Source organism: Bifidobacterium sp. CP2 (assembly GCF_018555635.1).
Taxonomy (GTDB): Bacteria; Actinomycetota; Actinomycetes; order Actinomycetales; family Bifidobacteriaceae; genus Bifidobacterium; species Bifidobacterium saguinibicoloris.
Genome location: NZ_JAFEJX010000011.1, coordinates 21998 through 47805 on the forward strand (window position 1 = coordinate 21998; position 25808 = coordinate 47805).

Below are 25808 nucleotides of genomic sequence, written 5' to 3' on the forward strand. Positions count from 1 at the left end.
CGGACGTCACTCGACGGTGTTGCTCGGCACCTCGATGCCGTTGCCGAACTTGACGTCGCGGGCGGCGGCGACACGGCTCGGCAGGCCGTAGATGTCGATGAAGCCGTTGGAGGACTTCGAGTCGAAGCTGTCGCCGGAATCGTAGGTGGCGAGGTTGTAGTCGTACAGGGAAGTGTCGGAGCGACGGCCGGTGACGACGGCGCGGCCGCCGTGCAGCGTCATGCGGATCTCACCGGACACGTACTTCTGGGTGTCCTCGATGAACGCGTTGAGGGACTGGGTGGCCGGGCTGAACCACTGCGCATCGTAGACGAGCTCGCCCCAGCGCTTGTCGATGTCGCGCTTGATGCGGTGCTGCTCGCGCTCGAGGCAGCAGTTCTCGAGCTCCTGGTGCGCGGTGATGAGGGCCACGGCGCCCGGGGCCTCGTACAGCTCGCGGGACTTGATGCCGACGAGACGGTCCTCGATGAGGTCGATGCGGCCGATGCCCTGGGCGCCGGCGCGGCGGTTCATCTCCTCGATGGCCTGCAGCGGGGTGACGTCGCGGCCGTCGATCTTGACCGGCACGCCCTGCTTGAATTCGATGACGACCTCGTCCTCGACCGGCGGGAACGCCGGATCGTCGGTGTAGGAGTAGCAGTCCTTGGTCGGGCCGTTCCACGGGTCCTCGAGGAAGCCGGTCTCGATGGCGCGGCCCCACACGTTCTGGTCGATGGAGTACGGGCTCTTCTCGGTCTGGGTGATCGGCAGCTTGTGCTCCTTGGCGAACGCAATCTCCACGTCGCGGGTCAGGGCCAGATCGCGGATCGGGCTGATGGCCTTGAGGGTCGGGTCGATGGAGGCGATGGACACCTCGAAGCGGACCTGGTCGTTGCCCTTGCCGGTGCAGCCGTGGGAGATGGTGTCGGCGCCGAACTGGTGGGCGGCGCGCACGAGATGCTTGGAGATGAGCGGACGGGAGATGGCGGAGACGAGCGGGTACACGCCTTCGTACATGGCGTTGGCCTTGAGGGCCTTCATGCAGTATTCGTTGGCGAACTCGTCGCGGGCGTCCACCACGTACGCCTCGACGGCGCCGCAGGCGAGGGCGCGCTGCTTGATGGTCTCGAGGCTCTCGCCGCCCTGGCCGACGTCGAGGGAGACGGCGACGACGTCCTTGCCGGTGCGCTCCTTCAAGTAGGAAATGGCGACGGAGGTGTCGAGGCCACCGGAGTAGGCCAGTACGAGTCGGTTGTTATCAGCCATGGAATGCCCTTTCTGCGAAACAAGCTGATGCAAGTATATACATACGTCTGCATATTTATGCACGGCGTGTCCGGCATACGTACCGGATACGCCGCGATGGACGCCGACGGACGCCAGTCGAACACCAATCGGACGCTACTTCGACGCCAACGCGAGCAGCCAGTCGGCGCGGGCTGCGGCGGTGTCCTCGTCCTGACAGATCACCATGACCGTGTCGTCCCCGGCGATGGTGCCGAGCACGCCGGCGATCGGCTGCTTGTCGACCACCGACGCCACGTACTGGGCGGCGCCGGACGGCGTATGCACCACGATGAGGTTCCTCGCCGCCGCCACCGAGGTGACGAGACCACTGAGCACGCGGGACATCTGCGCCTCAGCCTTGGCGGCATCCGGCTGTTCGCCGTCCGCGTCATGCCCCACCGCATAGGCCATGGTGCCGTCAGGCAGACGCTTCTTGAACGCGTTCATCTCATCGAGGTCGCGGCTGAGCGTCGCCTGGGTGACGGCGATGCCCTCGTCGGCGAGGATGGCCGAAAGCTGCGACTGCGACGTGATGACGTGCGTGAGCAGCACCTCCTCGATTGCGCTCAGCCGCGCCGCGCGCGTGGCCGGACGCTGCAGGGACGCGTTCGCGTTCGCCTCGCTCATGCAAGCAGGCTTTCGTCGCCGCGGGCCTTGCCGGCCAGCCAGGTGAGCAGCGCCTTCTGCGCGTGCAGACGGTTCTCGGCCTCGTCCCACACCACGGACTGCGGGCCGTCGATCACCTCGGCGGTGACCTCCTTGCCGCGGTAGGCGGGCAGGCAATGCTGGAACAGCGCGTCCGGCTTGGCGAGGGCCATGAGTTCCGCGTTGACCTGATAATGCCAGAACGGCTTGGAGCGGATGGCGTATTCGGCCTCCTCGCCCATGGACACCCACGTGTCGGTGAACACGCAGTCGGCGTCCTTGACGGCCTCCTTCGCGTCGGTGGTGACGAGGATGGAGCCGCCGTTCTCCTTGGCGATGCGTTCGGCGTCGGCCACGATGTCCGGGCGGGGCAGGTAGCCCTGCGGTCCGGCCACGCGCACGTGCATGCCGGCGACGGCGCCGCCGAGCAGATAGGAGTTGGCCATGTTGTTAGCCGCGTCGCCCAGGTAGGCGATGGTCTGGTGCTTCAGGTTGTCGACGCCGCCGCGGTGTTCGGCGATGGTCTGGAAGTCGGCGAGAATCTGGCAGGGGTGGAAGTCGTCGGTGAGGGCGTTGACCACCGGATGCGTGGAGTATTTCGCCATCTCCTCGACGCGGTCCTGCCCGAAGGTGCGCCACACCACGCCGTAGGCCATGCGGTCGAGCACGCGGGCGGTGTCCGCCACCGGCTCGCCGCGGCCCAGCTGGGAGCCGGACTTGTCGATGACCAGCGGGTAGCCGCCGAGTTCGGCCACGCCGATGGAGAAGCTGGAGCGGGTGCGGGTCGACGGCTTGTCGAACAGCACGGCGATGGCCTGCGGGCCTTCGAACGGACGCTTGTAGAAGCGGTCCTTGTGGAATTTGATGGCGAGTTCGAGGACCTGCTTCTGCTCCTCGTGGTTCAGGTCGTCGTCACGCAGCATGTGACGCAGTTCGGGGGTCATGATGGTTTCCTTCCGTTCTTCCGTGATAATCGGGTCGGCGGCTCAGTCGTTGGGCAGGTCGGCGGGCACGTCCTTGAGGATGGCGAGCGCGGCGTCCACATCCTGTTCGGTGACGATGAGCGGCGGGGCGAAGCGCAGCGCGTCGGCGCGCACCGCGTTGACGATGAGCCCTCGTTCGAGGCACCAGTTCATCACGGCGTGGGCGCACGGGTGGGACAGCTGCACGGCGTCGAGGAGGCCCCTGCCGCGCACGGAGACGTACAGCGGGTTGCCGGTGGCCATGAGTCCTTCGCGCAGTTGGCGTCCGCGTTCCTCGGCGTTGGCGACGAGCCCGTCCTGCTCGATGACGTCGAGCGTGGCGAGCGCGGCGGCCGCGCCGAGCGGGTTGCCGGCGAAGGTGGAGCCGTGGGAGCCGGGGGTGAACAGGGCGGAGAGCTTGGCTCCGAAGGCGATCATGCCGCCCATCGGGAAGCCGCCGGCCACGCCCTTGGCGAAGGTGACGATGTCCGGGGTGATGCCGCCGGAGAGGTCCTCGCGCTGGAACGCGAACCAGGAGCCGGTGCGGCCGATGCCGGTCTGCACCTCGTCGATGATGAGCAGCGCGTGGTTGATGTCGCACATCTCACGCACCTTCTTGACGTAGTCGGCACCCAGCGGCTTGACGCCCGCCTCGCCCTGGATGAGCTCCATGATGACGGCGGCGACCGGCCCCTTGCCGTAGTGGCCCATGCCGGTCTCACTGAACGCCTCGTACAGGGCGAACGGGTCGCCGGCGCGCACGAATTCGATGTTCGGCACGAGCGGTTCGAACGGTTTGCGGATGGCGGGCTTCCATGTGGCGGAGAGAGCGCCGAGCGTGCGGCCGTGGAAGCCGTTGGTGAGCGCGATGATGCGCGCCGGCTTGCCGCCCATGGAGGGCGCGGCGCCGGGCAGCGTGCGGCCGTAGAGCTTGGCGAGCTTCAGGGCCGCCTCGTTGCCTTCGGCGCCGGAGTTGCCGAAGTACACGTGGGAGCCTTCGGGCGCGCCGGCGAGCTTCACGAGCTTCGCGGCGAGCTCGATCTGCGGCTCGGTGGCGAAGTAGTTGCTCACGTGGGCGGCCTTCGCGGCCTGTTCGGCCACGGCCTTGACCCACTTGGGGTGCGCGTAGCCGAGCGAGTTGACGGCGATGCCGGCGAGGAAGTCGAGGTATTCGTTGCCGTCGACGTCCCACACGTGCGCGCCTTGGCCGTGGTCCATCACGCGCAGCGGCGTGCCGAACACGTTCATATGGACCTGGGAGTACTCCCCCAGCCATTTCGAGTCCTCGGGACCCAGTGTTTCCTTGGTGGCGTCAGTAGACATAGGAGCTCCTCATCTCGATGCCGTCCTCGGGCACGACCATGGTGCCGATGCCGGCGGACGTGAATATCTCGTTCAGGATGGAATGCGGCTTGCGGCCGTCGATGATGTGCGCCTGGGGCACGCCGCCGTCGATGGCGCGCACGCAGGCCTCCATCTTGGGGCGCATGCCGGATTCCAGGTCGGGCAGCATGTCGCGCAGGTTCTCCACGCCGATGCGGCCGATCAGGGAGTTGCGGTCGGGCCAGTCGGCGTACAGGCCGTCGACGTCCGTCAGGATCACGAGCTTGTGCGCGCCGACTGCGGCGGCGAGCGCGGCGGCGGCGGAATCGGCGTTCACGTTGAGCACTTCGGTGGCGTCGTCCTCGTTCGGCGCGACCGACGAGACGACGGGGATGCGGCCGGCGTTGACGAGGTCCTCGACGGCGGAGGCGTCGACGGAGACGACGTCGCCGACGAGGCCGATGTCGGTGGGCTTGCCGTCGATGACGGGCTTGCGCTGCATGGCGGAGAACAGGCCTCCGTCCTCGCCGGACAGGCCGACGGCGAGCGGGCCGTGCGCGTTGATGAGGCCGACGAGCTCGCGGGAGACCTTGCCGGTGAGGACCATGCGCACCACGTCCATGGCTTCGGGCGTGGTGACCCTGAGGCCGCCCTTGAATTCGGATTTGATGCCGAGGGCCTTGAGCATCTGCGAGATCTGCGGGCCGCCGCCGTGCACGACGATCGGGTGCAGACCCACCTGGCGCAGGAACACCATGTCTTCGGCGAAGCATGCCTTGAGATGCTCGTCGATCATCGCGTTGCCGCCGTATTTGACGACGATGCGCTGTCCGGCGAACTCCTCGAGCCATGGCAGCGCCTCGATGAGCACCTCCGCCTTCTGGTCGGCGCGCAGATCGGTGTGCACGTCGAAATGGAATCCGGGTCCCTTCAGTTCAGTAGCCATACGCTTCTTTCAGCTTTCGTGGTTCGGCTTTCGTGGTTCAGCTTTCGTAGTCCGCGTTGATGTGGACGTATTCGTGGGTGAGGTCGTCGGTCCAGACGGTCGCTTCGGCGTCGCCGGCGTTCAGGTCGATGTCGATGTGGACCTCGCGCGGGGTCATGTCGACCTCGCTGCGGTCGCGTCCGGCGCCGCCGTTCTCGCAGATGCGCACGCCGTTGACGTCGACGGTCACCTTGTCGGAGTCGTACGGGGCGACGTCGGGCGGCACGGTGCCGAGCGAGGAGACGATGCGGCCCCAGTTGGGGTCGTTGCCGCTGATCGCGCACTTCAGGAGGTTGGACGCGGCGACGGCGCGGCCGCACGCGAGAGCGGCGTCCTCGGTGGTGGCGCCGGTGACGGTGATGCGGATGTCGTGGCTCGCGCCTTCGCCGTCGCCGATGATCTGGCGGGCGAGCGAGGCGCAGGCGTCCTTGACGAGCGTGTTGAACTCGTCCTTGTCGGGTTCGACGCCGCTGGCGCCGGATGCGAGCAGGAGGACGGTGTCGTTGGTGGACATGCAGCCGTCCACGTCGATGCGGTTGAACGAGTGTTCGGCGGCGTTGGTGAGGGCGGCCTGCATCTGGCCGGCGGTGACGACCGCGTCGGTGGTGATGACGCACAGCATGGTGGCGAGCTGCGGGGCGATCATGCCGGAACCTTTGACCATGCCGCCGATGCGCCAGCCGTCCTTGCTTTCCAGCGTGACGGTCTTCGGCTTGGTGTCGGTGGTCATGATGGCGTGCGAGGCGTCGGCGCCGGCCTCCGGGGTGGCGGCGAGGGCCTCGTGGGCCGCGGCCGCGCCGGAAAGGACGTTGTCGAGCGGCAGAAGCTCGCCGATGAGTCCGGTGGAGCAGACGGCCACGTCGCCCGGCTGCGCGCCGACGAGCGCGGCGACCTTCTCGGCGGTGGCCTTGGACTGCGTGTAGCCCGCTTCGCCGGTGCACGCGTTGGCGCCGCCGGAGTTGAGGATCACGGCCTTGACGTGGCCGTCGGCGACGACCTTGCGGGACCATTGGACGGGCGCGGCGCAGAAGCGGTTCGAGGTGAACACGCCGGCGGCCGCGTCGAGCGGGCCCTCGTTGACGACGAGGGCGAGGTCCTTCTTGCCTTCGACTGCGGAAATGCCCGCCGCCACGCCGGCGGCGGAGAAACCTTTCGCGAATGTGACGCTCACGGTGCGACTCCGATCTTGGTAAGTCCCTGGTCCTCGGGCAGGCCCAGGGCGATGTTCAATGATTGGACAGCCTGTCCGGCGGTGCCGCGGTTGAGGTTGTCGATGGCGGCGAACGCGATGATGCGGCCCGCGCGGCGGTCGGTGACGACCTGGATGTGGGCGGCGTTCGAGCCGATGATGTTGCCGGTGGCGGGCAGGGTCCCTTCGGGCAGCAGGACCATGAAGTCCTGGCCTTCATACGCCTTGGCCCATACGGTGCGAATCTCCGCGTCGCTCATCGCGGCGGCCTTCGCGGTCATCTTCGCGCTGACGGTGGCGAGGATGCCGCGCGACATCGGCGCGAGGACGGGCGTGAAGCCGAGGGTGAATTCGCTTGCCGCGGCGGCGGACTTGCCGGCCGCATGCGCGAGGTTCTGCAGGATCTCGGGGATGTGGCGGTGCGTGCCGCCCACGCCGTACGGCAGGGCGCTGCCGAGCGCCTCGGCGGCGAGCAGGTTGGTGCGCTTCAGGTTCTTGCCGGCGCCGGAGTAGCCGACGACGAGGTCGGCGACCAGGTCCTTGGGCTCGACGAGCCCCTCGGCGACGGCCGGCTGGATGGCCAGCGTGGTGGCGGTGACGTTGCAGCCGGGTCCGGCGATGCGCTTGGTGCCGGGCAGGGCCTCGCGCTGGCGCGTGTACGCGCCTTCGGCGGTCTTGCCGGTGATGAGCTCGGGCATGCCGTAGGTCCAATGCTCGTAGAAGTCGCCGCCGTAGAAGTCGTCCCACGCGCTCTTCTCCTCGAGCCGATGGTCGGCGCCGAGGTCAACGACGACCGCATCCGGGTCGAGCTGCGCGGCAAGCCTGCCGGAGGCACCGTGCGGCAGGGCCAGAATGATCACGTCATGGCCGTTGAGCACCTCGGGGGTGGTGTCCTCCACGGTCAGGTCGGCCAGCTGCGGGATGTGCGGCATATGCCTGCCGAGCTTGTCCCCCACCGAGGAATGCCCGGCGACGCACGTCACCTCGAAATCCGGGTGGGCGGCCAGAATGCGCAGCGCCTCACCACCTGCATAGCCCGTGGCACCCGCCACGGCCACCGTATACTTCGCCATATCACGTCCTTATCACACAAGACAACAAGCACGAGTATACGCACCTATGCAGACTCTTGCATAATTATGCAATCACATGTCGGGATGCCTGCGCATGGACGGGCGGCAAGGCGCGGCCGATGCGCCCGGAACGCCCGTCAGGCGCTCATCGAACCGGAGGAGTCTCCGGAACCGGAACCGGCGGAACCGCCGGAATCCAGGCCGTACATGTTGAGCAGCTGCCGGGTGAGGTCGCTCACGTCGATGCCGTTGACCGTCATCCACACCCACAGGATGGTGGTGAGCACGTTGACGACGATGGCCGCGATGGCGAGGCCCCGCCCCTTCATGTGGAAGGTCTTGGTGCGCCACAGGGAGATGCAGCCCATGATGGCCGGCATCACCGGCACGCTGAAGATCACGGCGAACACGAAGGCGAGGATGGCGTAGGAGTCCCAGCGCCCGTACAGCGGGTTCTGGTTCGGGTCGTCGACGTCGATGCCGTAGAAGCGACGGTTCCCCCGTCCGTCACCGGCGCGTCCCGACGCACCGGGTGCGCCGGGTGCCGGGTACGCCGGTCCCTGCGGCGCGGGATAGGCGTTCGGCGTGTTCGCGCCGACGCCGGCGTTGCCGCCGGCATGCGACGGCGCCGACGCGGCGTCATCGCCCTTGTCGTCCGGATCGGGCGCGCCGTACAGGTACGGGTTGTAGTTCGGGCCGAACTGGCTGCGCATCGCGCCGTAGTCGAGATGGGCGTACTGCCCGTAGCGGGGCTGCGTCTGCCGCTGCGGCGCCGATGACGTCGATTGCGGTTGCGACGGCGAGAGGGACGGCGCCGACGGTTGAGACGGCGCGGCGGGACCGGACTGGGCCGGAGGCACGGACGCGCCTGCGGATACGACGGAACCCGATGGGCGGCCATCCGGCGCGGTGCCGTTCCCTCCCTGCTGCGAGGGGTCGGTCGGTTGCTGTTCGGATGCGCTCATCGGGTTCCTCCTGTGTCGTCCTTCATCGTAGCCCATCGGTTTCGCCGGCGGCCTATTCGGCCCATGCCGGCGGAACCTCACGGCTTTGCGTCGTGGACGACGTGCCGCGCGTCAGGCGCGCAGCTGGGCGCCGAGTTCGGCGGCCTTGTCGACGATGGCCTTGCGGATCGCCTCGCTGTCCTCGGCGGACAGGGTCTTGGAAGGCGAACGGAAGACCACGGCGAACGCGAGGGACTTCTTGCCTTCGCCGAGGGCGTCGCCGGTGAACACGTCGAACAGCTCGATCGATTCGAGGTTCGCACCGGCGGCCTCACGCACCACGGCCTCGAGCTGGGCGGCGGTCACCGTGTCGTCCACGGTGAAGGCGAGGTCCTGCTTGACGGGCGGGAACGTGGAGATCGGCTTGGCCTGGACCGGCTTGCCGTCCAGCGTGGAGAACAGCGCGGTCAGGTTGAGTTCGAACGCGGCGGAGTGTTCGGGGAAACCGAGCGCCTCGTTGACGTGCGGGTGCAGTTCACCCACGAGGCCGACGGACACGTCGCCGACCATGACGTTCGCGAAGCGGCCCGGATGCCACTGGGCGGGCACGTCGGCGGCGGCCGGCTGCTTGAGCTCGATGGCCGCGCCGAGACGGTCGGCGATGCGCCGCACGGCCTCGACGGCGTCGGACCAGTCGACCGGACGCTTGCCGCCCAGCCAGCCGGAGTCCTCGGCCAGGCCGGTCAGGATGCCGGCCACATGGTCGGGCTGGTCCGGCAGGCCGGCATCGAGCGCGGCGAGCTGCTCCTCGGTCGGCTTGACGCCGCCGGGCAGCGCGGGGATGGCGGGCGCGTCCGGGTTCCACAGGTACACGTGGCCCAGCTCGTAGAGCGAGATGTTCTCGAGGCCGCGGCGGATGTTGCGCTGCACGGTGGTGGCGAGCGTCGGCAGGATGTGGCGGCGCAGGAACGGACGGTCGCCGTACAGCGGGTTGGCGATCTCGACGCTGACCTTCTTGGTGGCCTCCGCGTCGTAGCCGAACGCCTTGTAGTCGGCGTCGCCCACGAACGGGTAGCTCAGGGCCTCCACCATGCCGTATTCGGCGAGCTCGTCGGCCACGCGGCGGCGGCGCAGCTGGTCCGGGGTCAGACCCACGAGGCCCTCCACCGGGGCGGGCGGCACGGTGACCGGAATCTCGTCGTAGCCGACGAGACGGGCCACCTCCTCCACCAGGTCGCACGGCTCGTTCAGGTCGGGACGCCAGCTGGGCGGGGTGACGGAGAATTCGCCGTTGCCGCCGCCGGCCACCTTGCAGCCGATGTCGGTGAGGATGTCGGAGATCTCGTTGATCGGGGTGTCGAGGCCGGCCACGCGCTTGACCTCGGAGGCCTTGAAGTGGATGGCGCGGCGGCGCACGGTGTTGTTCACATCCGTCGGATGCTCGCTGGGTTCACCGGAACCGTACTTGACGAGCAGTTCGGCGGCCATCTGCGCGGCGGCCGGCTGCAGCTGGAAGTCGACGCCGCGTTCGAAGCGGCGGGACGCCTCGGACGGAATCTTGTGGCGGCGGGCGGAGCGGGCGATGGACACCTGGTCGAAGTGCGCGGCCTCGAGGAGGATGTTCTTCGTGTCCGCGGTCACTTCGCCGTACAGGCCGCCCATCACGCCGGCGAGGCCGATGATGCGCGAGGCGCGCTGGCCGTTCGGCGAATCGGTGATGAGCAGGTCCTCGGGGCTGAGCTCATGCTCCTTGCCGTCCAGGGTGGTGAGCTTCTCGCCGGCGTTCGCGCGGCGCACCACGATCGGCGGTTCGAGCTTGTTGAGGTCGTAGGCATGCATGGGCTGGCCCAGGTCGAGCATCACGTAGTTGGTGACGTCCACGGCCAGGGAGATGGAGCGCATGCCGGCGCGGATGAGGCGGCGGCGCATCCAGTTCGGCGTGTGCGCGTTCGGGTCGAACCCGCGGATGACGCGCGCGTAGTAGCGGTCGCAGCCGGGCACGCCGTGGATCGGATTGTTGTCCTCGATGTCCACCTGGACCTCCGGGACAGTGCCGGAGGCCTCGCCGGCCGGTTCGGGGGTCTTCTCATTGAGCTCGACCACCGGATCGGTGAACGCGGCGCCGGTGGAGTGGTGGTATTCGCGGGCCACACCACGGTAGGACAGCGTGTAGCCACGGTCCGGGGTGATGTTGATCTCGAGCAGCGGCTGGTCGAGGTGCAGCAGGTGCATCGCGTCGTCGCCGGGCTTGAGGGCCTCGTATTCCTCCTCGGTGAAGCCGTAGTGGCGCAGCAGGATGATGCCGTTGTGGTCGTCGCCGAGACCCAGCTCGCGCTCGGAGGCGCACATGCCGTTGGAGATGTGGCCGTAGGTCTTGCGTGGCTCGATGCGGAAGTCGCCGGGCAGGACGGCGCCCGGAAGCGTGACGACGACCTTCTCGCCGGCGGCCATGTTGGGCGCGCCGCAGATGATGCCGCGCGGCACCTTGTTGCCGTTCTCGTCGGTCTCGTTGTATTCGGGGCCGACGTCCACGTGGCACCAGTTGATGATCTTGCCGTTCTTCTGCGGCTCCGGGGTGGCGTCCACCACGTAGCCGACGACGATCGGGCCGGTCACCTGGGAGGAGTGGATCTCCTCCTCCTCGAGACCGACCTTCACCAGATCCTTGGCGAGCTGCTCGTAGGTGAGGTCGGCGGGGACCTCGACGTGTTCCTTGAGCCAATCGATGTCAACCATAGGCATGGGTAATCACTCCCCCATCACAAACTGTTCGGCGAAACGCACGTCGCCCTCGACGAGGTCGTGCATGTCGTTGATGTCGCTCCGCAGCAGCAGCGTGCGCTCCATGCCCACGCCGAACGCGAAGCCGGTGTACTCGTTCGGGTCGAGCCCGGCGGACTTGAGCACGTTCGGGTTGACCATTCCGCAGCCGCCCCATTCGAGCCAGCCCGGTCCGCCCTTCTTGTCCGGGAACCACAGGTCGAGTTCGGCGGAGGGCTCGGTGAACGGGAAGTAGCTCGGGCGCAGGCGGGTCTTGGCCTCCGGGCCGAACATGGCGACGGCGAGCTTGTCGAGCACGCCCTTGAGGTCGGCCATGGTCAGGTGCTTGTCGACGGCGAGCGCCTCGCACTGGTGGAACACCGGGGTGTGGGTTGCGTCGAGCTCGTCGGTGCGGAACACGCGGCCCGGGCTGGCGATGTACAGCGGCACGCCGCGGGTGAGGAGGGCGCGGACCTGGTCGGAGGAGGTCTGCGTGCGCACCACCATGTTGGAGCCGACGAAGCCGGCCGCGTCCTTGGCCTGGTTGCCCTTGACGTAGAAGGTGTCCTGCATCTGGCGGGCCGGATGGTCCGGGCCGAAGTTGAGGGCGTCGAAGTTGTACCATTCGGCCTCCACTTCGGGGCCGGCGGAGATCTGCCATCCCATGGAGATGAAGAAGTCCTCGACGTCCTCCATGAGCTTGGCGAGCGGATGACGCGCGCCCAGGGGCTTGCGGTTGACGGGCAGCGTCATATCGACGGTCTCGGCGGCGAGTGCGGCGGCCTCGGCGGCCTCCTTGAGCTCCTTCTCCTTGGGGCCGTAGGCGCGGCCGAAGTCGGCGCGCAGCTTGCCCATGAGCTTGCCGGCTTCCTTCTTCTGGTCCTTGGGCAGTGCCCCGATGGCCTTGCTGGCCTGCGTCATCGCCGAATCGGCGCCGGCGTATGCGGTCTTGATGGCCTTCAATTCCTCCAGCGTGGAGGCGTTCTGGATTTTCGCGATGCCTTCGGTAACCGCATCGGTCACCGCTTGCGCATCGAATAGCGCTTCTGCCACGAGCACCCTTTCCTTTATATCTGCTTCACTGACGTGCATAGCACGTGGGGCAATGCGCGAAAACACGCATTTCCCAAGCGTTGTCCAACTTCACATTGTCACGGTACGACTCGACATGGCCGCCCGGTTCCATCACGTGGTCGCGGTGCGTCCGGCGCATGGCCGGCACGTGACCGGCATGCGACCGACCCGTCCGCGGCGGTCTCACCGCCCGCTCATGGCGATGCTCATGAGCATGACGGCGGCGGAGGTGCCGAGGTTGAGCGATTCGGCCTTGCCGTAGATCGGGATGGACACGATGCGGTCCATGCGTTCCAGGATGGCGGAGGGCAGTCCCCTCGCCTCGTTGCCGAACAGCACGGCGTCGCCGCGCACGTCCTTCGCGCCGGCCTTGCCGCCCGTCTTGTCCGGGCCGCCCGTCTTGTCCGCGGCGCGTTCGGCGAGCAGGTCGGGCAGCGATTCTAGCTTGCGTTCGGGCGTGCCGTACACGTCGGCGGCGACGGTGCGGAGGCCGGCGCGTTCCATCCACTTGAGGTAGGTGCCAGTATCCATGCGCAGCACGGGGATGTGGAACAGGGAACCGGCGGTGGAGCGGATGACCTTCGGGTTCAGCGGGTCCACGCATTCGTCGACGAACACGACGGCGTCGCATCCGGCGGCGTCGGCCGCACGGATCACGGTGCCGGCGTTGCCGGGGTCGCGCACCTGCCAGAACGCGGCGAGGAGCGGGCGTTCGGCGAGACGGACGGCGGTAATCTCCGTGCGGAGCGTTTCGATGTCGCCCACGGCGACGACGCCCTGTGCGTCCTTGCTGATTTTGGCCATCACCTCGCGGGTGACGTGATGCACGTAGATCGGCGACTTGCGGGATTCCTGCGACTTGTCGACGATCGCGGCGAGCGTGTCGGGTACGTACGGCTCGCCTTCGGGCGTGACGTCGACCGCGACGTACAGGTCGCTCACCACGTCGGGACGCCACGTGACGGCCTCACGCACGGACTGCGGCCCTTCGATGAGGAAGCGGCCGGAGCGTTCGCGGCCGGCCGGGCGCGCGAGGCCGGCGACGCGCTTGATGCGGTCGGATTTCGGGTTGTCGATCACTGCATGGTTGATGGGCATGCCCTCCACCCTACCGTCACGCCTACCGCGGCGAGGCCGCGCCCGCATCCGCGCCGAGCCCCATGGCCGCGAGCCCTGCGGCATGGCCCACGGTGCTTTCCCGCACGAGCAGACGCGAGTCGACGACCCGCGCCCGGTGCCGATGCGCGGCGCCGTCCCCTCGGATCTCGCCGACGAGCAGTTCGGCCGCGGCCGTTCCCATGTCGTCCCACTGCGGGGCGATGGTGGTCAACGGCATCGGACCGTCCCAGGTCATCGTGTTGCCTTCGCAGCCCATGACCGCCACCTGTCCCGGCACGTCCACGTCCGCGGCCATCAGCCCTTTGATGACGCCTGTGGCGGTGGCGTCGGTGATCGCGATCACCGCGTCCGGACGGTCCGCCGGATTCCGTTTGGCCAGCGCGTCGCCCACGGCCATGCCGTCGGCCTCGCCGTTGCAGTCCTCGACTGTCGTCCACTCCACGCCGATTCCCGGATGCTCCGCAACGACCTCCCCGATGCCGAGGCACCGCTCGTGCGCGGATTGGATGTCCTCGGCGGGGGCGACCACCATGATGCGCCGGCGGCCCAGTTCGATGAGATGCCGGGCCGCGAGCCGTCCGGTCTTCCGGTTGTCCGCCGCCACGCTGCACAGCTTCGAGCCGTCGCCCAGATAGTCGACGACGACCGTGGGGATGGACAGCCGATAGTGCGGTGTCCATGTGGAGCTCGGATACGGCACGATGAGCATGCCGACCATCTGGCTGCCTTGGAAGTAGTCGAGGTAGCGGTCGGTGAGCACGCCGTCGTTGTCCGTGCCGGCCACGAACAGGTCGAGGTCGTTCGCGCGCGCCACACGCTGCGCGCCCGTCGCGATGCCGGCGGTGCTCGCATGGCTGTAGCCGGTCACGACGAGTCCGATGGCGGGGTTCGCGCCGCCGGCCAGGATGCTGGCGTTGCGGTTGGGGACGAAGCCCAGTTGCGCGATGGCGCCGGCGATGGCCTCGCGTTTCGACGCAGACAGCTTTTCCGGGTGGTTGAGATAGTTCGATACCGTGCCCCGTGACACGCCCGCCCGGTGGGCGACGTCCATGATGGTCACACGTCCCATGCCATCCGCCTCTCTTGTTCGCCGCGGACATCGACGCCGCGACATCGACGTCCTCGTCCGCTGACGCCACACCACTATACTCAAGAACGATAATTGAGGGCTCTTTCCATGCAGGGAAAGGGCCCTCGTGTTGGTGGCGCGCGGCGCGCCCGGAGGAGAGTGGACGCGCCGCGCACGATTATCGGTTCCGGCCGGGCATCATCGTCCGGCCGCGTCAGGCGGGAGCGGGCTACTTCACGGTGAAGCCCTGCTCCTTGCCGTAGGCGACGAGCTTCTCCTGCCATTGGGCGAAGCCCTGTTCGAGCGTCGTGCCGCTGCCTTCCGCGTAGGCCTTGCCCACGGTGTCGGAGTAGACCTTGTTGGCGTACGCCTGGTACGGCAGGAACGGGAATCCTGCGGTCACGGACTTCTCGGCCTCGGCGAGCACCTCGTTGATCTTCTGGCCGCCGAAGTAGTCGTCGGTCTTGCCGAGCCATTCGGGGTCGTCGAGGGTGTCGAGCACGGCGGGGAAGGCGCCCATGTCGACCTGGATCTTGTGGCCGCCGCCGTAGCCGATGTACTGGAGGAACTTGTAGGCCAGCTTCGCGTTGCGCGAGCCCTTGACGATCGAGTATCCGCCGCCGCCGGACTCGGAGTTCGTGGAGGAGCCGTCGCCCTTGGGCGCGAGCGCGACGCGGAACTTGCCGGATGCGGAGCCCACGCTGCTCTTGAGTGTGATCGGCATCCAGCCGCCGGCGAGCACCACGGCGTTCTTGCCGTCGGCGAGCGCACGGTACCAGTCGTCGGTCCACCAGGAGGTCTTGGTGTCGATGAGATGCTCGTCGATCATCTTCTGCCAGAAGTCGATGTAGCGTTGCGTGCCCTTGTCGCCGGTCAGGTCGATCTTCACGTCGGATTCGCCGACGCCGAAGGGCTGGGCTCCGGCGGACCACATCATGCTCATCGCGTTGCCGGCCTCGGAGCCGCTGTCGGCGGTGATGTAGTAGTCGTCGCCGAGGGCGTGAATCTTCTTGGCGGCCTCGTAGAACTCGTCCCAGGTCTTCGGCGGTTCGGTCACGCCGGCCTTGTCGAAGATCTCCTTGTTGTAGAACATGGCCAGCGGGCCCATGCCGCCGGGCATCGAGTAGACCTTGCCGTTGACCGTCACGCCGGCCTTGGCGCTGTCCGTGAACTTGTTCATGATCGAGCCGGCGCCGTACTGGTCGAGGTCCTCGAGGGCGTCGGAGAGCACGAACTGGGTGATGGCGTCATAGTTGAGCTGCACGATGTCCGGTGCGCCCGATCCCGCGGACAGCGCGTTGTTCAATGCCGAATACTCCTCGTCGGACGAGCCGGCGTTGACGACCTTGACCTTGACGCCCGGATTCTCCTTTTCGAAGCCTTCGGCCATCTTCTTGACCGCGGACTCCCAGGACCACACCAGGATCTCGCCCTGGTCGTCGGATCCGGCGGCGGACTGCGCCTCGCCGCAGGCGGCGATCGGCGCCACCGCCATCACCGTGGCCGCGGCGGCGGCCACGAGGCGGATTCCTCGTCGTGTGATGTTCATCGGAATACTCCTTTGTATCTCTGGTATCTCTTTTTCATTGTCGTATGCATCGGCATCCGTGTGCCGCGTGCATGCGCCGTATGTGGTCCGCCGTGCCGGCCCGCCCGATGGGGCGGCCTCGCCCGGCGTATGTGAGGGGCTCAGACGGTGATGTCGTATCGTCCGGGTCCGACCCAGTCGTTGCGTCCGCCCGCGTTCACCAGGGCCTTGGAGCCCGTGGGGACGTTGAAGGACACGTGCAGCCTCCCTTCCCGTAGTCGCCATCGGAGATCGATCCGCCCGCGGGGGCCTTCGTGCGCGACGTGCGCCTCGGTGACTCCCCCACCGGGATGCGGGTCCACGGCGAACGCGTCCCATCCGGGTTCGAGCGGTTTCAGGCCGCCGAGCTCGTCGTGCATCCATTCGGCGACGACGCCCAGCCAGTAGTGGTTGAACGAGGTCATGCCGCCGGGGTTGATGCTGCCGTCGGGGCGGATGGAGTCCCATCGTTCCCATGTGGTGGTGGCGCCCATCGTCACCTGGTAGAGCCAGGAGGGGCAGGTGCGGCAGGTGAGCACGCGGAACGCGGTGTCCCGGTGGCCGCTTTGGGCGAGCGCCCGCAGCAGGTATGGGGTGCCGGCGAATCCGGTGCCGACGTGGTGGCCGCCTTGTTCCACGAGCCGTGCGAGGCGTTCGCCCGCCTGGGATGTCCATGCGGGGTCGTCGCGGCGCAGTCCGAAGACGATGGCCAGCGTGTAGGCACATTCCGTGTCGGAGGTCATGGCGCCGTCGGCTCGGGTGAACGCCTCGGCGAAGCCTGCGCGAATCCGGTCCGCGAGCGACGCGTATGTCGCGGCGTCGTCGTCATGGCCGAGGATGCCGGCCATGCGCGCGACCAGTTCGGCCGAGTGCATGGCGAACGCGGTGGCGACCAGGGGTTTCTCGGTCATCGCCTGTTCGGGATGGTCGGGCGGGGCGGTGGGGTCGAGCCAGTCGCCGAATTGTCCGCAGACCTGGTCGGGTTCCCGGCGCCATACGCCGTCGGGGTCGAGCCGGCTCGCCACGTCGTCCATCCATGCCCGGGCCGCGGGATAGTGCCGGGCCAATCGGAGGGCGTCGCCCTCCTCCTGGTAGACCGCCCATGGGACCAGTACGGCGCTGTCACCCCAGATGGCGATCGCGTCGACCTTGCGCCAGTCGGGTATGGTGATGAAGGGGATGAACGGCGGCACGGTGCCGTATCGTGCGATCTCGCCGTCGAGGTTGCCGAGCCAGTCGGAGAGGAAGTCTCCGGCGGCGGCGAGACGCAGGGCCGTGGGCGAGAACATCGCGATGTCGCCGGTCCAGCCGAGCCGTTCGTCGCGCTGCGGGCAGTCCATGGGGAACGAGAGGAAGTTGGAGCGCATCGAGCGCACGATGTTGTCGTGCAGGCGGTCGAGGTCCTCGTCGGAGCAGGAGAACCAGCCTCGGCGTTCCATGTCGGTGGTGTACGCGCATGCGGTGAGGTCGTCCGGGGAGAGTTCGTCGGCGGGCCATCCGCTGATCGCGGCGTAGCGGAAGCCGTGCATGGTGAACGTCGGCTCCCATTGGGCGGCGGGTCCGGCGGACACGTATTCGTCGGTCTGGATGTCCTCGCGGCGCAGGGGGCGCAGGGCGAGTCCGCCGTGTTCGTCGAGCACTTCCGCATGCCGGATGGTGATGACCGTTCCGGGTTCCGCCTGCGGTATGGACAGGCGGATGCGCTGGCTGCAGTTGACACCGAAGTCCACGATGAACGTGCCGTCGTCCCGCTTGCGGATGTCGACCGGCCGGTGGCGTCCGACGAGACGGATCGGGTTCTGTTCCAGCGCGGTGAGCTTGAGCTGGTCCAATGGCAGTTCGGTGACACGGCTCCAGGTATCGTCCACGGGGTGCGACGGGTCGCACCAGTGCGGGTCGTCCAAGCGGGCGTCGAATCGTTCGCCTTCGTACAGTCCGCTGCGGACGATGGGTCCTTTCCTCGCCTTCCACGTGCCGTCGTAGGCGTTGGAGACGATCTGCTGGAGGGAGCCGTCGGCGTACATGACGTCGATCTGCGCGTAGACGCCGAGCCGGTCGCCGTAGTAGTCCACGACGCCGCCCGCGTAGCCGTACCGGCCGCGGTACCATCCGTCCGCGAGCTTGAAGCCGAACGTGTTGTCGCCTTGGCGCAGGTATGGCGTGACGTCGTAGGTGAGGTACGGCAGGCGGTCGTCGTAGTCGACCCAGCCGGGGGCGAGCACGTCGTCGCCGACGCGTTCGCCGTTGACCCACGGTTCGAACAGGCCGTAGGCGCTGACGTACATGCGCGCCGCGACCGGCTTGCGTTCGATGCGTGCGTCGCCGCGGATCAGCGGGGCGTGGCGTCCGTCGGTCCACGGTTCGGGCCATGCCGGTCCGACCATGGCGCCTCGCCACTGCCAGTGGTGCAGGATGCCCGGTTCGAAGCGCACGCTTGCGCCGGTGCCGACGGCATCGCCGGCGGCTGTGCCGGGGCCCGTTTCGTCCGCGTCGTCCGACATGGGAATCACGGTCACCGTCACCTGTTCGTGCGTCTTCGCTTCCGTGAACGGCCATGCGTGCAGGATGTTATCGCCGGCGGGCACGCGGGTCTCTTCGACGACCGGCTTCTCGCCCGGCATTGCGCGGGTGGCGCGGATGACGGCTTCGGCGCCGTCCGGCAGCGGGACGTCCTCGTCGTACGTCCAGCTGATGCGCGGCGCGCCGGTGCCGATGCCCAGCACGTCGCCGGCATGATGTTCGACGGTGACCCGCCGAATGTCGGGGAGCCTTCCCTCTGTTGTCGTCCGTTGTTGCGTCATCGCAATCACCTCCTTTTTGGAGCGCTCCATTGGAACGCTCCAAATATAACGCCAATCGTTCGGTGAAGCCAATCCGGCGTGTCGTGGAATGAGACGCTAGACCTCCGCGCATACGGAGCGCAATCACGCCGGACCCTACTTTCACAGCACCATGCGCATCAATCATCGGGCGGCATCGGATGCATACACTTCTCGCCTCGCATCAGGCTGGACTATTCCCTCACTCGTCATCCGCCTTTACGGTCAGCATACGTTCCACCAAGTCGATCATGAGATCCTTTTCGCCGGGGTCGCTCACCGCGATCAGCAACGTGATAGCGGCGAGGTCGTTGTTGGTGACGACCGGCTTGCCGCCATCGTCGAAGGCGTCGGCGTTCCCATCAAGGAACCCCACGAACGACGCCGCCGCCATACGTTTATTGCCATCGGCGAACGGATGGTCCTTCACCATGAAATACAGCAGATGGGCAGCCTTCTCCTCTACGGTCGGATACAAGTCCTGTCCGGCGAAGCTCTGATACACGGCACCGATGATGCGCTCAAGCGCATCCCCACGCTCCTGCCCAAGCAGGGAATCATCAGGATATTCCTCCCGCAGACGGACCACCAATGCCCGCGCCTCCGCGGCCGTGAACTTCCAGACCGGTTTCATCCGAGGATTCGGCGCGAGAGCATGCGCATCATAGTCACGAAGCATATCCAACCCGGGCAGGTAGCTCGACACCACATCGGCGATGCCGGAGGCGAGCCGGTCATCGCTGCGGGCCAGCACCTTGACGACCCTCTCCAGCTGGTTCAGACGGCGCTCGTTGACGGCGTAACCCGCCATGAGATACTGCCGCAACACGCTGGTGGCCCATCGGCGGAAGCTAGTGGCACGCCTTGAGTTAACCCTGTACCCCACCGAAATAACCATGTCCAGGTTGTACACATTCACTGTGCGCCTGACCCGACGGGCGCCTTCGACACGAACTTGTTCCATTTTGGAACAAGTTGACCCATCAAGCTCGCCATCGGAAAGAATATTGGACACATGTTTTCCTATGGCCTGACTTTTCGTGCCGAATAATTCCGCCATCTGCGCCTGGGTCAGCCACACGGTATCACCTTGCACGTTGACCTCAAGCTGCACCGAACCATCATCGGACCGGTAGAGTTCGATGTCCCTGCTTGTCATCGTTCGCTCCAATCATTTCGTGCCCATCGAAAGGCGGCCGTCCATCGATTACGAACGAGTCTACGAATCGGCCCGGCGACCGGAACATATCTTCCGGTTCCGGCTTCCCCGGCGTGTCGTAATACGACGAACCGCATTGCGGACCGGTACACACGCCCGGATGGCTCGTGCGCCACCGAACGCGAGTCTTCGCCGCCAAAGCCGAAATCCGCCGTCATAATCCTGTTCCTTTATCCAGGTTCTTCTGATTCTCGGCGTCCCGCTGCTGCATGGCGAAGATGTGCTTCTGTGTTTCGATTTCGGCGCGCAGCTGCTCTTCCGTCGGCAGGTAGAGCTTGTATTTCGCCGCGAAGAGCTGGTCGCTGTCATGCAGGACCGAATATCGGGCGATGTCTTCGCTGGTTTCGGAACACAATACGATGCCGAGCGTCGGATTGTCCCCCAGTCCGCGCATCCGTTCGTCGTACATGCGCACGTACATGTCCATCTGGCCTACATCCTGATGGGTGATTCGAGTGGTCTTCAGATCGATCAGTACGAAGCATTTCAGTATGTAGTTGTAGAACACCAGATCGATGTAGTAGTCGTTCTCGTCCGTGTGGATGCGCTGTTGCCGTGCCACGAACGCATATCCCTTGCCCAGTTCCAACAGGAACTTCTGCAGGTTCGCGAGAATGCTGGATTCCAGCTTGGATTCAGTGAAATCCGTTTTGGGGTCGAGACCCAGGTATTCGGCCACCACAGGATTCTTGATGAATTCCAGTTTGTCCTGCTGGTACGGCTCGGTCTTGGATTCCATCTCGCGCCGCACGCGATCGGGATGCTGGGACATCAGCATCCGCTCATAGTATTGCGTGTCGATGTTCCGGTTCAGCGTGCGTGAGCTCCAGTTCTGCGCCAGCGCCTCATGTTCGTACCAATTACGGGCTTTGGCGTCGGTGACGCGAAGCAGGCTGCGATAATGCGTCCATGTCAGCAGACCGGATTGTGCACGCAGTGCGTTCACAATCTCCGGGAACGCACGGTAGAACTGCACGCAGTAGTACAGTGTCCGCCGATTCAATCCCTTATGTCCGACTCACGCCCGCGATCACGCGCCTTGGAAGGAGAAATGCCAGTAGCCGGTGTACACGGCCGCACCGAGCGCGGTGAGCGGAATCGCCAGCGAGATCGCGCAGAACACCGCGTCGATCGGATGCAGCCGGCTCACGCGCGCCGCCGAACGCGGGCCCGTGCCGCCGAAACCGCGCGCCTCCATGGCGGTGGCGAGCTTCGTGGCGCGGCGGATGGACAGGACCAGCAGGCCGAACGCCTGCGAAAGCCCGCGCCGCACGGCGTTGCCGTCGCCGAGACCGCGTGAGCGGCGGGACAATCCGAGCGCCCGCCAATCGTCCTGCAGCAGCGTGAACATACGCATGCCGGCGAGCCCGCCGTACACGAACCGGGGCGAGAAGTGCAGAATCTGCACGAGACCATCGGCCAGATCGGTGGGGTCGAGGCCGAGCGCGAGCACCACGCCAGGCACGGCGATGGCGAGCACGCGCAGGAACGTGGCGAGCGCCAGATACGTGGAGCCTTCGGACACCACGATCCATCCTGCGGAGAACCAGATGTCGCCGGAGGTGCGGCCGTACAGGAACACGGAGACGAAGCCGCCCACGGCGGCGATCCACACGGGCCAGGTGCTGCGGCATACACGCAGCGGGTTCACGCCGCCGATCCACAGCAGCAGCACCTCGAGCCCCAATGCCACGGAGGCGGAAACCACGTCGAGGCTGACGAACATGGGGATGCACATGAGCAGTGCGCCGATGATGCGCGCCACCGGGTTCACCTTCGCGATGAACCATGAGGGGGATGCGGGACGGGCCGGTTCGCGGCGCGCCTCCGGCGGAGTGACGAGCACCGTGCCGTCCGGATGCACCGCCCGGCTTAGCGCCGTGGGGGAACCGTCCGTCTCGCCAGGGTGGCCGGCGACTCCGACGGACACAGACGTATCGGCATCGGCCGGACGGACCGTAAGCCTGATGGAATCGCTCATCGCGACGTCTCCCCCTTCGCGAAATCGAACATGATGCGCCGGGCGTGCAGCGCCCTGACGAGCGGTTCGTCGTGCGTGACGACGATGACGGCGGAACCCTGGTCGCGCACGGCGGCGATGAGGTCGACCATCTCACGCCATGTGGCGTAGTCCTGGCCGAAGGTCGGTTCGTCCATGACGAGGATCCTCGGCGCGCCGGCGAGCATCGAGGCGACGGACAGGCGGCGCTTCTCGCCGCCGGACAGCGTGTACGGGTTGGCGGGCGCGAACCGGCTCAGGTTCATGCGTTCGAGCATGCGGTCGGCGATGGCGTACGCCTCCTCTTGGCTCGCACCGCGTGATTTCGGTCCGATGGCGACCTCGTCGCGCACGATCGGCGCGGCGAACTGGTGTTCGGGCTCCTGGAAGACCATGCCGATACGGCCGAGCAGTTCGCGGCTCCTCCATGCGTACGGTTCGTCGCCGCGGGCGCCTGCGGCGATGTCGCCGCGGATGCGCACATGGCCAGTGAGCGGCTTGAGCAGGCCGGCAAGCGTCAGGGCGAGCGTGGATTTGCCGGCGCCGTTCGGCCCCATGAGGGCCGTGACCTCGCCGGCGAAGAATTCGAGATTGATATGCGAGCCGAGCGCGGAGCCGCGTCCGAAGCTCAGGTCCTCGGTGACGAGCACGGGTGCGTCGTCCGTCTTGGGGCCGTCCGCGTCCGCAGCTGCGGATCGTCCTCCGCCGGGGACGGGTGCGTCGCCCGTCTCGTCGAATGAAGCGAGCCGGACGTCGCCGTGCCGTCCGGGGCCGCGGTCCGGGATGGGCCGTCCGGGCACCCACGCCCCGCCTTGCGCGAGCAGGTCGCCGTATTCGCCGAACACCTGTTCGGGGGTGCCGTCGGCGATGACGCCGCCCACGTGGGAGTCCGGGTCGGGATGTCCGATGACGACGACACGGTCGATGAGGTCCATCCATACGTCGATGTGGTGTTCGACGACGACCATGGTCTGGCCGGTCGCGTCGAGCACATGGCGGACGGCGTCATGCACTTCGGCGACGCCTTCCGGGTCGAGGTTCGCGGTGGGTTCGTCGAGCAGCAGGAGGCCCGGCTGCATGGCGAGCACGCCGGCGAGCGCGAGACGCTGCCGCTGTCCACCGGACAGGTGGCGCGTGGACCGGTCGAGGTCGATGTCCTTGAGGCCGACCAGGTCGAGCGATTCGCGCACGCGCCGCCAGGTCTCGTCGCGTGGGACGTCGAGGTTCTCGCAGCCGAAGGCCGCGTCGTCGCCCACGCGTTCGAGGATGATCTGCGAATCCGGGTCCTGCAGGACGAGGCCCGCCTTGCCTCGTGCGACGCCGGCTTCGACGCCGTCGATGGTGAGCGAGCCTTCCTGTTCGCCTTCGTCGGATCCGCCGAGCACGCCGGCCAGTCCGGCCATGAACGTGCTCTTGCCGGCACCGGAGGCCCCGAGGAGCAGCACGTGCTCCCCGGGCTGGATGGTCAGATTGATGTCACGCAGCGCGAAGTCCTTGCGCGTGGTGTGGCGCCAACCCCATCCCTTCACTTCGACGCCGGCGGGGGTGATGCGCATCAGACGCGCGCCTCGGCACGGCCGGAGGCGAAACGATCGAGCGCGCCGGTGGCGGCGAGCGCACGCTGCACGCCGAGCATGACGACGCCGATGATGATGCCGGAAAGGATGGAGGTGACGAGGTAGACGGCCACGTAGCCGGCGCTCCAGGCCGGGTGGGTGGCCCAGTAGTAGGCCCAGCAGCCCACGGCGGCGAGCGCGCCGGACAGCATGATGGTGCCGATGTTCCACTTCTTCCACATGAAGATCGCGAAGGCGATCTCGGCGCCGAGGCCCTGCAGGATGCCGACGATGAGCGAGCCGCCGACGCCCCACTGGTTGCCGAGCGTGAGCTCGAGGAACGCGGCGAGCGTCTCGGCGAACAGGGCGGCGCCCGGCTTGCGCACGATGATCGCGGCGAGCGGGCCGGCAAACAGCCAGAAGCCGTTGAGCAGGCCTTCGAAGCCCGGGGTGACGGCGCCGAAGATCTCCAGCGGGACGGCGCAGACGACGTCCCAGCCCCAGAAGATGACGCCGGATGCGACGGCGATGACGGCGGTGACGACGATGTCGACGACGCGCCACTTGTAGTTGGCCTTGGCCACTTCAGCCATGGTTGTGCCTTTCCTCTCTCAACAAGGCACGGGTGAAGGTAAGAGCGACAATTCCGCGGCCGGCATTGCCCGGCGGCGTCCCATCGGTCGAAACCCGTTCAGGTCTCCTCTCAGCCGCCTTGTGGCAGCTCCCGTGTCAGCTCCTCACCATAAATGACGTAGCCGACGAAATCAAGACTCCGTCGGCTACGTCACATGAATCGTCCGCGGGGCCGCGTCACTCGCCGAGCTTGGCGAGCAGGAGCGCCTCGGTGATGACGTTGTTCTTGAGTCCCGACAGCGAGATGGACTCGTTGGGGCTGTGCGCGTTGGCCTTCGGATCCTCCGGTCCGGTGACGAGCACCTGCGCGGAGGGGAAGAGGCGCTGCAGTTCGGGGATGAACGGGATGGAGCCGCCCTCGCCCTTGTTGATGGGGGCGACACCGAACGCCTCCTCCATCGCCTCGAGCGCGTCCTTGGTGGCGACGGCGTCCGGATCCATCGCCCAGCCCATGCCGTTCTCGAGCTTCGTGACCTCGACCTCGGCGCCGAACGGCGGGTTGGAGACGAGGAAGTCGGCGAGCGCGTCCTGCGCCTCTTCGGGCCGCTGGTTCGGGGCGGTCCTCAGGGACAGACGGAAGCGGGTCTCGGGGCTGATCACGTTGAACGAGCCCTCGACCGGGTGCGCGTCGAAGCCGATGACGGTGAGGCTCGGCTTGGTCCACAGGCGGGAGGCGAGCGAGCCGGAGCCGGCGAGCGTGTAGGAGTCGACGATGCCGGCGTCCTCGCGCACGGTCGCCTCGTCGAGGTCGCGCTGGAGGCCGCCGATCGGCTCCTCGGCGGCGACGCCCGGCACGGCGAGGTCGCCGTTGCCGTCGTACAGGGAGGCGATGAGCATCGCGGCGAGCGTGTTGGAATCGAGGATCGGACCGCCGTACTGGCCGGAGTGGACAGGGTGCTTGAGGGCGCGCACGGTGACGTCGACGCACGTGTTGCCCCTGAGCGAGGTGGTGAGGGACGGGATGTCGGCGGACCAGTTGCCGGAGTCGGCCACGATGATGACGTCGGAGGCGAATTCGTCCTTGTGCGCCTCGATGAACGGGATGAAGCTGGGCGAGCCCATCTCCTCCTCGCCTTCGATGAAGATCTTCACGTTGACCTTGAGGTCGTCGCCCAAGGCCTTCAGGGCTCCGGAGTGGATGGCGATGCCACCGCCATCGTCCGCGGAGCCGCGGCCGTAGAGGCGGCCGTCGACCTCGGTGCCGACGAACGGGTCGGTGTCCCACGCGGACGAGTCCGGCACGGGCTGCACGTCGTGGTGCGCGTACAGGAGCACGGTGGGGGCGTCCGGGTCGACGATGCGCGAGCCGATGACCTCCCACGCGCCCGGGGTGCCGTCCGGGTTGGTGGACTGGACGACCTTCGCGTCGACGCCGACCTCGCGCATCTGTTCGGCGACGAATTCGGCCGACCTCCTCATATGCTCGCCGGTGATGCCCTTGGCGGACACCGAGCCGAGCGCGATCTTGCGGTTGAGCACGTCGACGATGCGGTTCCAGTCCGCCTCCACGCGCGCGCGGATCCCATCCACGGTCGGTTGTGCCATCGATGACCCTCCTTTATATAGGTGACAGTGCTGCGCCGACGCCGCCCGGCCGTCGCACGCG

At 67.1% G+C, this 25808-nt stretch carries 20 protein-coding genes; all 20 read right to left on the reverse strand.

Going from position 1 to position 25808, the window contains the following annotated elements; all coding sequences use genetic code 11:
* Positions 1 to 6: 6 nt before the first annotated feature.
* Entirely contained in the window at positions 7 to 1245 is a 1239-nt protein-coding gene (locus JS531_RS08775) for an argininosuccinate synthase (RefSeq protein ID WP_214315172.1), read from the reverse strand.
* 135 nt (positions 1246 to 1380) lie between these two features.
* Entirely contained in the window at positions 1381 to 1893 is a 513-nt protein-coding gene (gene argR, locus JS531_RS08780; protein ID WP_214315174.1) for an arginine repressor, read from the reverse strand.
* Positions 1890 to 2855, reverse strand: coding sequence for an ornithine carbamoyltransferase (gene argF / locus JS531_RS08785; protein WP_214315176.1), 966 nt, complete (start codon positions 2853 to 2855; stop codon positions 1890 to 1892). Before argF ends, argR begins: the two co-directional genes overlap by 4 nt.
* A gap of 42 nt (positions 2856 to 2897) precedes the next feature.
* On the reverse strand, positions 2898 to 4196 hold the full coding sequence (locus JS531_RS08790; RefSeq protein ID WP_214315178.1) for an acetylornithine transaminase: 1299 nt from the start codon (positions 4194 to 4196) through the stop codon (positions 2898 to 2900).
* Positions 4186 to 5142: an acetylglutamate kinase gene (argB, locus tag JS531_RS08795; protein WP_214315180.1), complete on the reverse strand. Its 957-nt coding sequence runs from the start codon at positions 5140 to 5142 to the stop codon at positions 4186 to 4188. The genes JS531_RS08790 and argB overlap by 11 nt, the downstream gene beginning before the upstream one ends.
* Positions 5143 to 5179: 37 nt before the next feature.
* Positions 5180 to 6352 (reverse strand): bifunctional glutamate N-acetyltransferase/amino-acid acetyltransferase ArgJ, encoded by a 1173-nt coding sequence (argJ, locus tag JS531_RS08800; protein WP_214315181.1) that lies wholly within the window; start codon positions 6350 to 6352, stop codon positions 5180 to 5182.
* On the reverse strand, positions 6349 to 7443 hold the full coding sequence (gene argC, locus JS531_RS08805) for an N-acetyl-gamma-glutamyl-phosphate reductase (RefSeq protein ID WP_214315184.1): 1095 nt from the start codon (positions 7441 to 7443) through the stop codon (positions 6349 to 6351). The genes argJ and argC overlap by 4 nt, the downstream gene beginning before the upstream one ends.
* A 137-nt stretch (positions 7444 to 7580) precedes the next feature.
* Entirely contained in the window at positions 7581 to 8408 is an 828-nt protein-coding gene (locus JS531_RS08810; protein ID WP_214315186.1) for a DUF4190 domain-containing protein, read from the reverse strand.
* A 111-nt stretch (positions 8409 to 8519) separates the two neighbouring features.
* Positions 8520 to 11129, reverse strand: coding sequence for a phenylalanine--tRNA ligase subunit beta (gene pheT / locus JS531_RS08815; protein WP_214315188.1), 2610 nt, complete (start codon positions 11127 to 11129; stop codon positions 8520 to 8522).
* Positions 11130 to 11135: 6 nt separating this feature from the next.
* Entirely contained in the window at positions 11136 to 12239 is a 1104-nt protein-coding gene (pheS, locus tag JS531_RS08820) for a phenylalanine--tRNA ligase subunit alpha (RefSeq protein WP_214315190.1), read from the reverse strand.
* Between the two features lie 165 nt (positions 12240 to 12404).
* Complete coding sequence (locus JS531_RS08825) at positions 12405 to 13319, reverse strand: RNA methyltransferase (RefSeq protein ID WP_214315192.1); 915 nt, start codon at positions 13317 to 13319, stop codon at positions 12405 to 12407.
* 22 nt (positions 13320 to 13341) lie between these two features.
* Positions 13342 to 14409: a LacI family DNA-binding transcriptional regulator gene (locus JS531_RS08830; protein ID WP_214315194.1), complete on the reverse strand. Its 1068-nt coding sequence runs from the start codon at positions 14407 to 14409 to the stop codon at positions 13342 to 13344.
* A gap of 229 nt (positions 14410 to 14638) precedes the next feature.
* Positions 14639 to 15958, reverse strand: a complete 1320-nt coding sequence (locus JS531_RS08835; RefSeq protein ID WP_214315196.1) for a sugar ABC transporter substrate-binding protein — start codon at positions 15956 to 15958, stop codon at positions 14639 to 14641.
* Between the two features lie 140 nt (positions 15959 to 16098).
* Entirely contained in the window at positions 16099 to 18777 is a 2679-nt protein-coding gene (locus JS531_RS08840; protein WP_214315198.1) for an alpha-L-rhamnosidase, read from the reverse strand.
* 220 nt (positions 18778 to 18997) lie between these two features.
* The gene (locus tag JS531_RS08845; RefSeq protein WP_214315199.1) at positions 18998 to 19954 is read right to left on the reverse strand and encodes a virulence protein RhuM/Fic/DOC family protein; all 957 of its coding nucleotides are present in this window, start codon (positions 19952 to 19954) and stop codon (positions 18998 to 19000) included.
* 214 nt (positions 19955 to 20168) lie between these two features.
* Entirely contained in the window at positions 20169 to 21017 is an 849-nt protein-coding gene (locus tag JS531_RS08850; protein WP_214315200.1) for a PDDEXK nuclease domain-containing protein, read from the reverse strand.
* A 27-nt stretch (positions 21018 to 21044) separates the two neighbouring features.
* On the reverse strand, positions 21045 to 21995 hold the full coding sequence (locus JS531_RS08855; RefSeq protein WP_214315201.1) for an energy-coupling factor transporter transmembrane component T: 951 nt from the start codon (positions 21993 to 21995) through the stop codon (positions 21045 to 21047).
* Positions 21992 to 23569 carry an ABC transporter ATP-binding protein gene (locus JS531_RS08860; protein ID WP_214315203.1) on the reverse strand — a complete coding sequence of 526 codons (1578 nt, stop codon included), beginning with the start codon at positions 23567 to 23569 and terminating at the stop codon, positions 21992 to 21994. Before JS531_RS08860 ends, JS531_RS08855 begins: the two co-directional genes overlap by 4 nt.
* Positions 23569 to 24162, reverse strand: coding sequence for an ECF transporter S component (locus tag JS531_RS08865; protein WP_214315204.1), 594 nt, complete (start codon positions 24160 to 24162; stop codon positions 23569 to 23571). The genes JS531_RS08860 and JS531_RS08865 overlap by 1 nt, the downstream gene beginning before the upstream one ends.
* Before the next feature lie 217 nt (positions 24163 to 24379).
* Positions 24380 to 25747, reverse strand: a complete 1368-nt coding sequence (locus JS531_RS08870) for a dipeptidase (RefSeq protein ID WP_214315205.1) — start codon at positions 25745 to 25747, stop codon at positions 24380 to 24382.
* Positions 25748 to 25808: the final 61 nt, after the last annotated feature.